A 13,677-nucleotide genomic window follows, 5' to 3' on the forward strand; every position below is an offset into this window, starting at 1 on the left:
TTTAATGGAAATACTAAATAAAAAAGTTCAACAACTTCTAAGAGAAATTGTTGAACTTTTTTCTAGTCATTGTTTTCAATGCTTAAACGAACACGTTTTTGATTTCTAGTGCGTACACTATAAACAATTGTACGAATTGCACGAGCAACACGTCCTTGTTTTCCAATAACACGTCCAATATCTTCAGAATTCACACGTAATGTGTATTCTAAAAATTCATCTGATTCTGCAACTTCAATTGTCACATCATCAGGAAAATCAACCAATGGTTGAACGATTGCTAAAATTAATTCACGAATATCAGGCATTCTTTTCACCTCTTTACCGAATTATCTCGATGCGAATAATTACTTAGAAAACTTTGATTCGTGGAATTTCTTCATGATACCTTGTTGTGATAATAAGTTACGAACAGTATCTGAAGGTTGAGCTCCGTTAGCTAACCATTTTAATGCTAATTCTTCGTTGATTGAAACTTCTGCTGGGTTTGCAACTGGGTTGTAAGTACCAACTGTTTCAATGAAACGTCCATCACGTGGAGAACGTGAATCTGCAACTACTACACGATAGAAAGGATTTTTCTTAGATCCCATACGTTTTAAACGAATTTTAACTGCCATTTTTTACACCTCCATGTTTTCATCTCACAGTTAGTAATATTATCAGAAAAGAAATCAGTTGTAAAGTATTTTTTCTTTACACCCTTATTTTTTTGTTCAATTTTCCACCTTGCCCTCTCAACCCCTCTTGTTTCATGAAGAAATTAGCGTTTTCTTGAATTATTTGATATAATATGGCTAATATTATACTTAAAAAGAAAAGAGTTGAAAGCATGCCAAATTTAAATAACTTTCGAGAAGTTTCAAAAGAATTCTTGAATTTTTGGAATCAACCCTTGCAAAAAAACTTACGTTTTATCTTTAATGTGAGTTTCTCCGTTATCAAAAATCTATTATTTATCTTTTTATGCGGATGTATTTTATTAGGAATTTTTGGTGCGGGTATTGGTTTAGGTTATTTTGCAAGTTTAACTGCCAATGAAAAATCTTTAACACAAGAAGAAATGGCAGATGCGATTACAAATCTGAATTTAGTTTCAAGTTTCTATTATCAAGATGGTGAAAAAATTTCTGATGTAACAAGTGATGAAGTTCGATTAGTGACTACATTAGATAAGATTTCTCCATATGTAAAAGACGGAATCGTTGCGACAGAAGATAGTTATTTCTACCAACATAAAGGAATTGTTCCAAAAGCTCTAGTCCGTGCACTACTTCTAGAAGCGACCTCTTCTAGTTCAGGAGTTTCTGGTGGTTCAACTTTAACGCAACAATTAATTAAACAACAAATTTTGACAAGTGAAGTTACGTTTAAACGGAAAGCAAATGAAATTTTATACGCTCTTCGTTTAGAAAAACATTTTTCAAAAGATCAAATTTTAGAAGCTTACTTAAATGTTTCTCCATTTGGACGAAATCATAATGGATTAAATATTTCAGGTATTGAAGAAGCTGCGCAAGGTATTTTTGGAGTATCAGCAAATGACTTAACTTTACCACAGGCGGCTTATTTAGTCGGAATGCCTCAAAATCCAATTGCGTATACTCCTTATACGAACTACGCTACTCTAAAAGAAGATGTTTCTGCAGGTCTTTCTCGTATGAAGACTGTGTTGTTTAGTATGTATCGTGAAAAGAAAATTACCAAGCAACAATATGATGAAGCATTAGCTTATGATATTACTCAAGACTTTTTAGAACCAGAAGAAATTTCAACTCAACGTCAATCGTATTTATATCAAGCAGTTAATCGTGAAGCTACAAAAATTTTGATGAAAAAAATGGCTGAAAAAGATCGATTAACTTACGAGCAGTTAAAGAAAGACACAGAATTATTCAATCGATATTATGATCGTGCGAATGCAGAATTAGCAACCGGTGGATACAAAATAACTTCTACAGTTGATCAAGGCATCTATGAAGCGATGCAAGAATCCACAGCTATTAACGGAAGTAAAATTGGTCCGACTTACCAAACACCTTATATTGATCAAAATACTGGCGAAGCAAAAAAACAAACGGATATGGCACAAAATGGTGCTGTTTTAATTGAAAATAATAGTGGTCGTATATTAGGCTTTGTAGCTGGACGAGATTTCCAAGTAAACCAAGTGGATCACGCTTTTACAACTCATCGTTCACCTGGTTCTACGATTAAACCAATTCTCGTTTATGCACCTGCAATGGAAAATAATATTATTTATCCAGCAAGTATTATTCCAGATACAAAAATTAGTATTTTACAGCAAAATGGAACTTATTGGGAACCTACGAACTACGGGAACCGAATTTCCAATAATTTCTTAACAGCTCGTCATTCATTGAAGAACTCATTAAATAATCCAACCATTAAAATTTTCCAAACAATGCTTTCTAAAGGCATTAATGCTGGTGGCTATTTAAAGAAAATGGGCATTCAAGGAATAGGGGAAGAAGAATATCAAAATATTGCACTTTCAATCGGAGGTACTAAAACAGGTCCAACCGTAATGGAACAAACAAGTGCATTCTCTACATTAGCAAATGGTGGTGTGCATCACGAAGCCTACTTAATTGAAAAAATTGAAGATATTCGTGGAAAAGTTGTTTATCAACACGAAGATATAACTACTGAAGTCTTCTCTCCTGCAACGGCTTATCTAACAACCGATATTTTACGTCAAGTTGCAGCAACAACCGATTTTTATAATATTAAAAGAAACTTAAAATTCACTTCAGATATTGCAGGAAAAACTGGTACATCTGAATTTGAAATCGATAACTGGTTCGTTGGCTATACTCCTGAAGTAACACTTGGTTCATGGATTGGATACGATAACTTCTATAGTGCTCGTTACTCGATTACTGAAGCGGATGGTTATGGACATCCAACTATGAGAAGCTTAAGAAACTGGACTAGTTTAATGAATGCCATTTATAGTGCAAAACCAAGCTTGTTCAAGCAAAATGCAAAATTTGTTCAACCTTCAACCGTGTATCAAGATTCCGTTATTTCTGCAACTGGAACAAAATCAGGATCAGCCACTTATAATGGACAAACTTATTCTATTGAAGGCAGCACCACTTCTGATTTATTCAAAAAAGACTTCGGTCCAATTGCAGCAACTTATCACTTTGCTGTAGGTGCTACAAATGCTGAACTTGAAAAATACTGGAATGGACAAAGCGATAAAGAAAAAGAAGAAAAGGAAAAAGAAGCTAGTGAAGATAAAGATAAGAAAAAATCTTCATCTGAAAAACCAAAACCTTCTTCTTCAACACAGACAACGAAATCCAGAAATTAAAAGAAAGACTTCGAGATTAACCTCGAAGTCTTTTTTGGTAATTATTTAGTTGTTTGACGATACTCAATCTTATAAGGTAAAGTAATTTCAGTATCAACTACTTCTTCCTTATTCATAATTTTTGTTAAAAGTCTCATTGCAACAGCACCAATATCATATAAAGGAGGTGCAATTGTTGTTAATGTTGGGCGAGTCATTTTTGTTAATTTTGAATTATTACTTGAAATCACTTCAAAATCTTTCGGTACATTTACGCCGTGATCATACAATCCATTTAATAAACCTACTGCTGCTTCGTCATCCGTTACAATTGCAGCTGTAATTCCCGCATTCAATAATTTTTCTGATAAAGTTTCTCCTGATTGATAAGTCAATGGAATTTCAAAGACGAATTTTTCATTGTAGTCAATTTTAAATACAGATAGAGCTTCTTTATATCCATCTAAGCGTAAATCAGACGCAAAAGTATTTTTTAGCGAGGCTGTTACGAAGGCAATTTTTTCATGCCCATTTTCAATTAATGTTTGTACAGCTTCTTGAGTTGCTACTTTATAATCGATATTAACGGAAGCCACAACATGATCAGAATCAATCGTTCCAGCTAAGACAATTGGAGTTTTAGAACGTACAATTTCTGCACGTAACTCTGGAGTTAAATTATTTCCCATGTATAAAATACCATCTACTTGTTTAGATAATAATGTATTTAATACTTGGATTTCTTTATGATTGTTTTGATCTGAATTTGCTAAAATAATATTATATTTGTACATTGTAGCAATATCATCAATCCCTCTTGATAAACTTGCAAAATATAAATTTGTTACATCAGGAATAATCACTCCTACTGTGGTTGTTTTCTTACTTGCAAGTCCTCTTGCTACCGCATTTGGGCGGTAATCTAATTCATCGATAACATCTAACACTTTTTTTCTTGTTGCTGGTTTAACATTTGGGTTTCCATTTACTACTCTGGAAACAGTTGCCATTGAAACATTTGCTTCACGGGCAACATCATATATTGTAATTGTTTGTTTTTCCATATAAATTCTCCTCTAATTATTAAAAAACTATTTATTTGCACACTAATCTAAGTAAAGGTTATCATTTTTCACGAAGTTTTGCAAGCGTTTCATATAACTATTTTCATATTTTTTGAAACTCTTTACATTTTTCGAATTTTTTGTGATAAAATATGCTTACAACTATAAACATGGAGGCTTCATTATGAGTAATAAACAAACTTATTCTAACTTTATTTCGAATTTAAAAACACTGAATTGCGACATTGCATTCATTCAAGATCCAACAACGATTAGCCTACTAACTCACTATACAACAGACCCGCATGAACGTGTTTTAGCAATGGTTGTATCTGCCAATCATTCACCTCTTCTCTTTGTGCCAGCTCTCGAAAAAAATATGGCTCAAACTGCTGAACCAACCTATACGGTTATCAGTTATCAAGACCATGAGAATCCATGGTCAATTTTAACTTCTGCCATTCGAGAACAATTTGATTCTCCTACTAAATGGGCTGTAGAGAAAAACTTTATTACACTCCATACTGTTGAAAATTTGAAAAATGAAATTCCTAGCATTCAATGGACAGATAATTTAACTCCAGTTATCAATGATTTACGATTAAGAAAAGATGCTGATGCCATTCAAAAATTAAAAGATTCTGGAACATATGCTGATAAGGCTGTAGAAATTGGAATCCAAAGCTTAAAAGAAGGGATTACAGAATTAGAAGTGGTTGCCACTATCGAATATGAAATGAAAAAATTAGGCATCACTTCGATGAGTTTTGATACGATGGTGTTGTTTGGAGACCATGCTGCTGATCCACATGGACTTCCAGGAGATAGAACATTAGAAAAAAACGAATGGGTACTCTTTGATTTAGGAACCATGCATAATGGATATGCCAGTGATATGACTCGTACTATTTTCTTTGGAGAAGAAAATGCTAAAGATGTTCGTCATCAAGAAATCTTTAACATCGTAAAAACTGCTCATGATTTAGCAATTCAAGCTGTTAAACCAGGAATGAAAGCTAGTGAAATTGATGCAATTGCACGCAATTATATTACAGAAAAAGGATATGGCGAATACTTTATCCATCGTTTAGGTCATGGAATTGGTCAAAGTTGCCATGAATTTCCATCTATTATGGAAGGCAATGATATGGTGCTAGAAGAAGGCATGTGCTTTTCTGTTGAACCAGGTGTATATATTGCAAAAGACTATGGAGTTCGTGTAGAAGACTGTTTAGTTGTCACAAAAGACGGAAGTGAATTATTTACTCACTTCCCACAAGAAGTTACAAAATATTAGGATATAAGAAAACCGAGGAATCCAAAATTTCCTCGGTTTATTTTTTAATTTAAATAGAGAGACGTAGCTTGAACAATGAGACTCGCAAATACGAAGCTACTTGCGTCCTTTAGCTACTTCAGGAAAGTCTAATTTACTATTTTACCTCTTCTTTTAGTTCCGCAACAACTTCTTCTGCTTCTTCTTTTTTAGCTGAAAAAGTATCCTGAACTTTACTTACCGTTTGAGAAACTTCTTCTTTCAAATTAATTGCAGATTTTGTAACAGTATCTTTTAATTGAGAAGCTGAATCTTTTAAATTCACACGAATATCTTCTGTAGCATTTAAAGCTACTTCTGATAATTCAACACCTTTTTCAATTGAAATATCAACATAATCAGATAATTGATCCTTTAATTCATCTGCTTTTACTGCTAAATCTTCACGTAATTCTTTACCAGATTTTGGTGCAAATAATAATGCTGTCGCAGCTGCTGACACACTACCGATAAATGCTCCTAAAAGAAATCCGCCTGTTTTTTTACCCATTTTTCTTCACTCCGTTCATTATTTTTTCTTTCTTGATAAAATCGCTTTTCCAACAGATAAAACCCCTAAAGTTCGAGTTGGTTTAATACTTGATACTTTAGTCGCAAGGGAACGAGTTGAATGATTTACATCAGAAACTGTTAATCCTAAATCTCCAATAGCTGTAAATAATGGATCCGTTCTTTTTACTTTTCCATTAATATCATCTACTAAAGCATTTGTTTTATTCAATAATCCCTCTACTTCTATAGATAAATTATCGACATCCCTTGTAATAACCTCAATAGAGTTGTTCACATGGTTCAATGTTTGATCAAATTTACTTAAAATTGGATTTAATCTTAACACTAAAAAGACCACTAACCCTAAAAATGAACAGGCTGCAATTAAAGCTGCAACTTCTATTCCAGACATTTTGAACATCCCTCCTCAATTTCCGATATTATTAATCATAATACCATTATCATGCATAAAACGCTACTAAAAGTGATATAGTATTTTCTAAATTATTGTAATTATGATAAACTATATCAAGTAGTATAAAAGGAGGTAAACCTATGGATATTCGTTCGACAGTACATAGTTTTTTTGAACAATATTGGCTTTCCATTCCGTGGGAAATGATTTTATCCGATATTTTGTCAAAACTAATTTCGTTAGCTATTCTATGTATTTTATTTATAGTTGGAAAAAAAGTTTTACATAAAATTTTTCAAAAAACAGTACTTTCATCTATTAAATTATCCTCACAAAGTATTGCTAGAAAGCATACTTTAATGAGATTATTGGAAAACTGCTTAGACTATTTACTCTACTTTGTATTAATTTATTGGATTTTAGTCATTTTAGGAATTCCAATTACAAGTTTATTAGCAGGAGCTGGGATTGCTGGTGTTGCTATTGGTTTAGGTGCTCAAGGATTTCTAAGTGATGTCGTAAATGGTTTCTTTATTTTACTAGAACGCCAATATGATGTTGGAGATACCGTTATTATTGGAGCAGTGACAGGGACTGTTGCAAGTGTTGGTGTAAGAACAACTCAAGTGCGTGGATTTGATGGAACACTTCATTTCATTCCAAACCGTAGTATTTCTGTTGTCAGCAATCAATCTAGAGGAGATATGAGAGCTTTAATTGAAATTCCTCTTTATAATGATGTAGATTTAACGATTGTTTATGATACAGTCGATCAAGTCAACACTAAAAATACTGGACAATATCCAGAAATTGTAAAAGGTCCAACTATTATTGGTCCACAAACTCTTCCAAACGGACAATTTGTTTTCAAAATTAGTATTTTTACGAAAAATGGAAAACAATATATGATTTATAATCAATTCTTAAAATTGTATCAAGAAGCTTTAATTGAAGCAGGTATTTCTCTTCCAACAAGTAATACTGCACTAAATATGACTAGTAAATAAAAATGTTACTCCCGTAAAAAGGAGTAACATTTTCTTATTTTTCGACTAATTCATACTTTTTATTCAATTCATGAACCATATAATTCACTCGTTTTAATACTTCTTTTCTTGTCACAATTCCCACAAATTCTTTTTCATCATTCGTGATACATAAGAAATTACGATCCACTAATTCATTCAATACATCTTCAATTTCTGTATCAAATGTAATCGTTGGAAAATCCGTTTCCATTGCTTCTTTTACTTGAAAATCATGTAATTGACTTAAATCAATCTCTTCCAATGTTGCAACTTGATTCAAAATCATCGCTAATGAAATTAATCCTGTTAATTTATTTTGACGGTTGACAACTGGAATGAGAGAATAACGTACATGAGTTAAGACTAACATCGCATGATCTAATGTATGATCCTCTTCCAAAATCGCTACTTTGTCTGCTGCAATAAATAATTTATCCTTTTCTTCTAGTAATAAGTCTTGTACTACTCGATTAATCATGAATAAATCCTCTTTCTGCATCTAAGTGATACTGATAATGAAGTCCTTCTAACGGGTGATGTTTCATATCAAAATATTGTAATTCAATTTCTGATTTTGAATGAATCGTTAATACAGCATAAGTAGGAGTCATGGCAAAATGTCCTCTTGGATAAGAAACACTTCCTGAATTGATACATAATACTCCTTCATAAGTTTCCTCGTATAGTTTATGCGTATGCCCATAAAAAGCTACTTGAGCTCCTTGTTCTTTAGCAAACTTTGCTAATCGATACACTCCACTATTCACTGCTTGTAGATGACCATGCGTTACTAAAAATCGAATGCCACCTTCTTCAAACACTTCTACTTCCGGATAATTTGTATCATAATCACAATTTCCAGTTACTCGAAGACAGTTTTGAAAAACTTCATCTTCGTATGGAAATTCTGAATCGCCACAATGAATAAAACGAACATTTGCTTCTGATTGATAGTGTTCAATTACTTTTTGTAATGCCATTTTTTGACCGTGATTATCACTCATGATAATAATTTTCATACATTCACCTCTGACTATTGATTCACCGATTCTAGCCATTCTTCCCATTGTTCCACTAATAAGTGAACAGCTTTTGCACGATGACTGATTTTATTTTTTTCTTCACGTGTTAATTGCCCAAATGTTTTTTTGATTTCTGGGACGTAAAATAATGGATCATATCCAAATCCACCTTCTCCTGAAGGGAATTTTGCAATTTCTCCATCACAAATACCTTCAACAACTAAAGATTCATGATTTGGTGCAGCCATTACTAAGCAACAATGGAAATGTGCACTTCTTTTATCAGAAGGTAATTCCCCTAATTCAGCTAATAATTTTGCATTATTGGCAGCATCACTTTTTTGATTTCCAGCAAATCTTGCAGAATAAACTCCAGGTTGTCCGTCTAAATCATCCACACATAATCCTGAATCATCCGCTAATACAATTTTTTGAAGTCTTTCTGCAATAGTTTCTGCTTTTAAACGGGCATTTTCTTCAAATGTATGACCTGTTTCTGCTACATCTTCTAGTTCAGGAAAATCTAATAACGTTTTAACACAATATCCTTTTGGTTCAAAAATACTTGCAAATTCTTTTGCTTTTCCAACATTTTTTGTAGCGATGACTAATTCTTTTTGAGACATATTTTCCTCCATATAAAATTCTAAACAAACTTTCTCAACGGTTAATGGACTTCTATTTAACCAATTTTCCGCAATTTCTTTAAATAAAATGGGCGAACCAGTTGTATAGATTTCTAACGTTGGAGAAGGATTTGTTTCATAATTTTCTGCTAAATGATTAAAATCTAATAACGCACTAACGGTAGAAACCGTTTCTGCACCTGAATCGATTAATGTAACTTGAGGTCCTACAACTGCTTGAATTCTTTGTTTTAACAAAGGATAATGAGTACAACCTAATATTAAAGTATCAAATTCTTTTCCCATTAAAGGTTGTAATGTTTGTGCGACCACTTTTTTTGCAATCGGTGAATCCGTTTGATTACTTTCCACTAAAGGAACAAATTTTGGACATTCTAAACTTGTGACCCTTAATTCATAGTTTTTCTTTTGTAATGTTTTACGATATACATCACTTTCAATCGTTGCGTGAGTTCCTAATACTGCAATTTTCTGTGTTTTTGTTTGTTTAATCGCTGCTAAACTTCCTGGCTGAATTACGCCCACTACTGGTATTTCTAATGTTCCTTGTAACTCTTCTAAGACTACTGCTGTTGCAGTATTACAGGCAATAACAATCATTTTTACATCTTTTTTAAGAAGAAACTGAACCATTTCTTTTGTAAATTTTTGAATTTCTTCAACTGTTCGATTTCCATACGGGCATCTTGCAGAATCTCCTAAAAAAATCATTGATTCATGAGGCAATTGTTTTAAAGCTTCTTTTAAGACCGTTAGTCCTCCCACACCAGAATCAATGAATCCTATTGCTTTTGACATGTTGTTCACTCTTTCTTCTTTTCTCTTGATTCATTATACCATGGATTGTTCCATTTTGTAGGAAAAGCCGATTTTTCTTAATTTCTTCTTAAACGTGCTATTAAAAGAAATGTTGTTATTTCAACGTTTTTAAACATCCAAAATAAATAATCAACTAAAAAAACAACCAGTGAGACGAAAAAAGGTGCTATTTTTAGTAGCACATTGATTTTTTCAATATAATTTATTAATGTGATTCGAAATCTACTCTAAACGATTTTGTCTTCCAGTTAGAAACACATGATTCAATTAAAATTGGATTTTGGCATTTTCGTCCACAGTAATATTTGCACATTCTAGCATATCACCATCAGATAAATTCAAATAGTACCATTTGTCATAATATTCTAACCAACCCTCGTGCATACTGCCATCTTCATGGAAGAAGTACCACTTACCATGAATGAATTGCCAACCTTTCGCCATTGCTCCATCAGATTTTAACCAATACCATGTATCGTCTTGAGCAATCCATTCATTCGTTAAAATGTAGCCTTCCGAGTTAAATTTATACCACGCCCATTGATTTCTTTCCATTGATTAGTAGGAGTACCATCTGTATCACGATAAGTCCATCCATTTTCATCTAAAAACAGTTTTGATTTGTCTAATAAGCCATTCACAATTGAAGTATCATGAACTTTGCTACTAATTTGCATTGAAATAGCGTAGTTTAATTTCATATCTGCCATTTCTAGTTCATATTCTTCTTTTTGCGTTTTGTACTTCTTATCCAAATCATTGTATTTTTGCAATAGTTCAGCATTACCTTCAGTTTCTTTTTTGAGTACCTTCAAATCATTGTCACGTTCGTCCAATAATTTCTGCAGACTAGTTGCGTTACCCTCCGCAGTAGATAACATATTTTGCAACTCTTGAGTAGACTTGCCGTGTTCTGCCATGATTTGAGCAATCTGTTCTTCAGATAACCCTATCTTTTCCAAAAATTTTCTATTCATTTCTTTCTCCTCCTTACGACTGTTTAACGTGGCAACGACCACGCTGTCGGACAAAATAAAAAAGCCTTTTTTATGTCGTGCTTAGGACAAATTTTATTTAAAAACTTTATTTGAAACTTTTGAATAGACATCAACATAAGTTTCGTTTTTATCGCCATTATGAGTAATTTCAGCGTAATCTCCGCATGGTTCGTCAGAAGAAATTTCGTTCGTTCCTACTAACACTTTCCAATTCTGAAGAACTTTGCTAAACCACACTACATAGCAATCTTTTGCTTTGATTTCACGTCCTGACAATCGAGTAAACTCTTCAGACGCTAATCGTCTAGCTTTATCCAACATATACACCCCTCCTTTCGTTTAAAAAAGTGTATAAAAAAAGCACTTAGATTTCTCTAGGTGCTTCTATAATTACTAATAAGCAAATTCAATTTTGGTTTTTATATCTTGATAAAGTTCTAATATTTCAAGAGGAGTATCTTCACGGAAGATAAATTGTTTCTTTCCTGAAATAGTTTTATCACCAATAATCCAATGCCGGATTTTTTTTGTAAAAATCAAAATTTCTTTACTAGGCATAGCCATTACTTCCACGATAACACCTCCTTGACTTTCTTTAACAGAATTGAATTCATATCTTAATTATACATATTTTTCCTATCTATCTCAAACAATGCTTTAACTAAGTGCTTTATTTTCTTGTTCTTTACGTTCTAGTTCTAAAACTTTAATTTTGTTTTCCTCGGGCAGTTCCTCCCATAATTTTTTACACATTTCTATTAAGTCTACTTCTGGTTTTCCGTCTAATTTTAAAAAATGGTCTTCCATAATGGGTCACCTACCTTAATTTATATTTCACACCAACATTATACAATTCATCTAACACTTTCTCAAGGTCTTTGTTAATATCACCAGTTGAATTAATATTACTAATTGATTTTAAAGCTCTATCATAACTATAATTTGATGTTTTAGTTATAAACATAACCTTACCTTGATTTGTAACAATAGTTAATGTTTTAACAGAATTTGTTCTTAAAAAGAAATAAATATCATTTGCAGAAAACGTAGACCCACCCGGATGATTATGTAAAACAGTTAAACTTTTTTCAGGAGCTACATTAAATAAATAAACCGCATCAGAGAACTTGAAAAATCAACGTATTTCTCATTTCCCCATATTTTTATTGGCTTACTATTCGTTAATACATAAGCTATTTCATTTGAGTTATTATTTAACATTGAATCTCTCAATAATTGTTTATGCATTAATTGTATATTGGTGTTTTCTTCAAAGTTATATTCTGGAATATCAACTAATTTAACTTTCTCTATCGCTTGTTCCATAATCATAACTTTTTTACCTTTTTGTTTGGCTTGATTAATGATAGGATATGTAATTTTACCAAGTAATCTATCCCCTTCACGTTTCCATTCATCAAATACATCACTCAATGACTTATCACTCGGAGCTACATTCACTTTATGATCGTTCATTAAAATATCAATATAAGGATTGTCGCTCTTTTCTCCATCTTTTGATTGATGACTTGGCATGATAGTAGAACGACAACGAACATGAAAAGGTGGTGCAGTTTGACCTGCTTCATATTCTGAGATAGGATATATTTTTTTATTCTCATGACGGCAAATATCTGAGGTTCTAGTATCTTATTAAGGTAAAATACATTTGTGACAAAAAGAGTACAAAAAAAGAGAACCAATGTTCTACTGAAGTTGGGAAAAAATCAGGAAAGAGGTTCTCTTATGAAATCTATTATAACAGAAGAAATCAAATTAAGACAGCGTGCAGTAGAATATGCCATAAAACATGATAATAACGCTAAAGCAGCAAGAAAATACCATACAACTAGACAACAAATTGCTCGATGGAGAAGTCGATATGATGGCACTGCACAATCATTGCTTCCAAAGAGTCGAAGACCTTTACATCATCCGAATGAACATAAAAAAGAAGAATTAGAACTGATACGTAAAATGTACAAACGTTATAACAGAGATGGATTAGCAGAGGTTTATGTACAATGTCAAAGAAGAAGGTACACACGTTCATATGGAGCTATGAAAAAAATGATTAAAAAACTTCAATTAACTGAAAAGAAAGAAAAAAAGAACGTATCCTATGACCCAGAAGTGACAACTAAAAAAACGATTTTCGAACAAAAATTAGAAGAAAAAGGCATCAAACATATAAAAACTAGACCATACTCACCATGACAAAACGGAAAAGTAGAACGTAGTCATAGAGAAGATGGAAGAAGATTTTATAATCGAGTATTTAAGAGTTTAGATAGTTTAGTTAAAGCACATACAAGATATATTAGTAGAGGTAATCATGTAGCTAGATGTGTATTAAAATTTAAATCTCCCAATCAAATAGTACAGCAGCACTTGTTACAATCGGCTTAATGTATTATAGTTCAACGCCTTCTTCCTTTGTCAAGGGACGCTTCGCTCTAAAGCCCTTGACAAATCCAGGCGTTAAACTGTTTTGTGGCTAAGCCAATTGTCCCACAAGTTGTATTGACACTGGT

18 protein-coding genes are annotated in these 13,677 nt (G+C 32.6%); 4 read left to right on the forward strand and 14 right to left on the reverse strand.

The annotated features are described in order from the left end of the window. Window positions 1-62: 62 nt before the first annotated feature. A complete protein-coding gene (locus LK443_RS08940) occupies window positions 63-308 on the reverse strand; it encodes a KH domain-containing protein (RefSeq protein WP_006702873.1) in 246 nt (81 codons plus the stop codon). A 39-nt stretch (window positions 309-347) separates the two neighbouring features. Next, complete coding sequence (gene rpsP, locus LK443_RS08945; protein WP_005606737.1) at window positions 348-620, reverse strand: 30S ribosomal protein S16; 273 nt, start codon at window positions 618-620, stop codon at window positions 348-350. A gap of 212 nt (window positions 621-832) precedes the next feature. Between rpsP and LK443_RS08950 the strand changes: the two genes are divergently transcribed. Then, window positions 833-3,343, forward strand: a complete 2,511-nt coding sequence (locus LK443_RS08950) for a transglycosylase domain-containing protein (protein ID WP_227931558.1) — start codon at window positions 833-835, stop codon at window positions 3,341-3,343. Between the two features lie 41 nt (window positions 3,344-3,384). On the opposite strand, the gene ccpA is transcribed toward LK443_RS08950, so the two are convergent. Next, window positions 3,385-4,386: a catabolite control protein A gene (gene ccpA / locus LK443_RS08955; protein ID WP_227931559.1), complete on the reverse strand. Its 1,002-nt coding sequence runs from the start codon at window positions 4,384-4,386 to the stop codon at window positions 3,385-3,387. Between the two features lie 184 nt (window positions 4,387-4,570). On the opposite strand from ccpA, the gene LK443_RS08960 reads away from it, so the two are divergent. Further along, window positions 4,571-5,683 carry an aminopeptidase P family protein gene (locus tag LK443_RS08960; protein ID WP_227931560.1) on the forward strand — a complete coding sequence of 371 codons (1,113 nt, stop codon included), beginning with the start codon at window positions 4,571-4,573 and terminating at the stop codon, window positions 5,681-5,683. Between the two features lie 136 nt (window positions 5,684-5,819). Here LK443_RS08960 and LK443_RS08965 read toward each other — a convergent pair whose 3' ends face one another. Both LK443_RS08965 and LK443_RS08970 read right to left on the reverse strand, forming a co-directional pair. Continuing rightward, window positions 5,820-6,212 carry a YtxH domain-containing protein gene (locus LK443_RS08965; RefSeq protein ID WP_227931561.1) on the reverse strand — a complete coding sequence of 131 codons (393 nt, stop codon included), beginning with the start codon at window positions 6,210-6,212 and terminating at the stop codon, window positions 5,820-5,822. Between the two features lie 18 nt (window positions 6,213-6,230). After that, window positions 6,231-6,626 (reverse strand): DUF948 domain-containing protein, encoded by a 396-nt coding sequence (locus tag LK443_RS08970; RefSeq protein ID WP_227931562.1) that lies wholly within the window; start codon window positions 6,624-6,626, stop codon window positions 6,231-6,233. Window positions 6,627-6,769: 143 nt separating this feature from the next. Here LK443_RS08970 and LK443_RS08975 point away from each other — a divergent pair, with 143 nt between their 5' ends. Further along, complete coding sequence (locus LK443_RS08975) at window positions 6,770-7,636, forward strand: mechanosensitive ion channel family protein (RefSeq protein ID WP_416217200.1); 867 nt, start codon at window positions 6,770-6,772, stop codon at window positions 7,634-7,636. A 34-nt stretch (window positions 7,637-7,670) separates the two neighbouring features. On the opposite strand, the gene cbpB is transcribed toward LK443_RS08975, so the two are convergent. The 9 genes from cbpB to LK443_RS09020 all read right to left on the reverse strand — a co-directional run bounded on the left by cbpB (window position 7,671) and on the right by LK443_RS09020 (window position 12,679). After that, window positions 7,671-8,135, reverse strand: a complete 465-nt coding sequence (gene cbpB / locus LK443_RS08980) for a cyclic-di-AMP-binding protein CbpB (protein WP_227931563.1) — start codon at window positions 8,133-8,135, stop codon at window positions 7,671-7,673. Then, a complete protein-coding gene (locus LK443_RS08985; RefSeq protein WP_227931564.1) occupies window positions 8,128-8,676 on the reverse strand; it encodes a YfcE family phosphodiesterase in 549 nt (182 codons plus the stop codon). The genes cbpB and LK443_RS08985 overlap by 8 nt, the downstream gene beginning before the upstream one ends. A gap of 14 nt (window positions 8,677-8,690) precedes the next feature. Further along, on the reverse strand, window positions 8,691-10,124 hold the full coding sequence (racE, locus tag LK443_RS08990; protein ID WP_227931565.1) for a glutamate racemase: 1,434 nt from the start codon (window positions 10,122-10,124) through the stop codon (window positions 8,691-8,693). A 288-nt stretch (window positions 10,125-10,412) separates the two neighbouring features. Continuing rightward, window positions 10,413-10,700, reverse strand: a complete 288-nt coding sequence (locus LK443_RS08995) for a hypothetical protein (protein WP_227931566.1) — start codon at window positions 10,698-10,700, stop codon at window positions 10,413-10,415. Next, window positions 10,646-11,122 (reverse strand): phage scaffolding protein, encoded by a 477-nt coding sequence (locus LK443_RS09000; RefSeq protein WP_227931567.1) that lies wholly within the window; start codon window positions 11,120-11,122, stop codon window positions 10,646-10,648. Before LK443_RS09000 ends, LK443_RS08995 begins: the two co-directional genes overlap by 55 nt. Window positions 11,123-11,215: 93 nt before the next feature. After that, window positions 11,216-11,464 (reverse strand): DUF6275 family protein, encoded by a 249-nt coding sequence (locus tag LK443_RS09005; RefSeq protein WP_227931568.1) that lies wholly within the window; start codon window positions 11,462-11,464, stop codon window positions 11,216-11,218. A gap of 72 nt (window positions 11,465-11,536) precedes the next feature. Then, window positions 11,537-11,716, reverse strand: a complete 180-nt coding sequence (locus LK443_RS09010; RefSeq protein ID WP_227932503.1) for a hypothetical protein — start codon at window positions 11,714-11,716, stop codon at window positions 11,537-11,539. Window positions 11,717-11,800: 84 nt separating this feature from the next. Next, a complete protein-coding gene (locus LK443_RS09015; RefSeq protein ID WP_227931569.1) occupies window positions 11,801-11,950 on the reverse strand; it encodes a hypothetical protein in 150 nt (49 codons plus the stop codon). Between the two features lie 288 nt (window positions 11,951-12,238). Beyond that, window positions 12,239-12,679 (reverse strand): hypothetical protein, encoded by a 441-nt coding sequence (locus LK443_RS09020; RefSeq protein ID WP_227931570.1) that lies wholly within the window; start codon window positions 12,677-12,679, stop codon window positions 12,239-12,241. Between the two features lie 210 nt (window positions 12,680-12,889). Between LK443_RS09020 and LK443_RS09025 the strand changes: the two genes are divergently transcribed. Next, complete coding sequence (locus tag LK443_RS09025; RefSeq protein WP_227931571.1) at window positions 12,890-13,360, forward strand: helix-turn-helix domain-containing protein; 471 nt, start codon at window positions 12,890-12,892, stop codon at window positions 13,358-13,360. Window positions 13,361-13,677 lie beyond the last annotated feature (317 nt).

It is taken from the genome of Granulicatella elegans, from assembly GCF_020735385.1.
Taxonomy (GTDB): Bacteria; Bacillota; Bacilli; order Lactobacillales; family Aerococcaceae; genus Granulicatella; species Granulicatella elegans_B.

Bases quoted from the DNA above. Each gene is read 5' to 3' on its own strand.
- LK443_RS08960 (WP_227931560.1), top strand. From the start codon at position 4,571: ATGAGTAATAAACAAACTTATTCTAACTTTATTTCGAATTTAAAAACA.
- LK443_RS09020 (WP_227931570.1), bottom strand. From the start codon at position 12,679: ATGCCAAGTCATCAATCAAAAGATGGAGAAAAGAGCGACAATCCTTAT.
- racE (WP_227931565.1), bottom strand. From the start codon at position 10,124: ATGTCAAAAGCAATAGGATTCATTGATTCTGGTGTGGGAGGACTAACG.
- LK443_RS09025 (WP_227931571.1), top strand. From the start codon at position 12,890: ATGAAATCTATTATAACAGAAGAAATCAAATTAAGACAGCGTGCAGTA.
- LK443_RS08965 (WP_227931561.1), bottom strand. From the start codon at position 6,212: ATGGGTAAAAAAACAGGCGGATTTCTTTTAGGAGCATTTATCGGTAGT.
- LK443_RS09005 (WP_227931568.1), bottom strand. From the start codon at position 11,464: ATGTTGGATAAAGCTAGACGATTAGCGTCTGAAGAGTTTACTCGATTG.
- LK443_RS08940 (WP_006702873.1), bottom strand. From the start codon at position 308: ATGCCTGATATTCGTGAATTAATTTTAGCAATCGTTCAACCATTGGTT.
- LK443_RS08975 (WP_416217200.1), top strand. From the start codon at position 6,770: ATGGATATTCGTTCGACAGTACATAGTTTTTTTGAACAATATTGGCTT.
- LK443_RS09000 (WP_227931567.1), bottom strand. From the start codon at position 11,122: ATGAATAGAAAATTTTTGGAAAAGATAGGGTTATCTGAAGAACAGATT.
- rpsP (WP_005606737.1), bottom strand. From the start codon at position 620: ATGGCAGTTAAAATTCGTTTAAAACGTATGGGATCTAAGAAAAATCCT.
- LK443_RS08995 (WP_227931566.1), bottom strand. From the start codon at position 10,700: ATGGAAAGAAATCAATGGGCGTGGTATAAATTTAACTCGGAAGGCTAC.
- ccpA (WP_227931559.1), bottom strand. From the start codon at position 4,386: ATGGAAAAACAAACAATTACAATATATGATGTTGCCCGTGAAGCAAAT.
- cbpB (WP_227931563.1), bottom strand. From the start codon at position 8,135: ATGATTAATCGAGTAGTACAAGACTTATTACTAGAAGAAAAGGATAAA.
- LK443_RS08970 (WP_227931562.1), bottom strand. From the start codon at position 6,626: ATGTCTGGAATAGAAGTTGCAGCTTTAATTGCAGCCTGTTCATTTTTA.
- LK443_RS08985 (WP_227931564.1), bottom strand. From the start codon at position 8,676: ATGAAAATTATTATCATGAGTGATAATCACGGTCAAAAAATGGCATTA.
- LK443_RS09015 (WP_227931569.1), bottom strand. From the start codon at position 11,950: ATGGAAGACCATTTTTTAAAATTAGACGGAAAACCAGAAGTAGACTTA.
- LK443_RS08950 (WP_227931558.1), top strand. From the start codon at position 833: ATGCCAAATTTAAATAACTTTCGAGAAGTTTCAAAAGAATTCTTGAAT.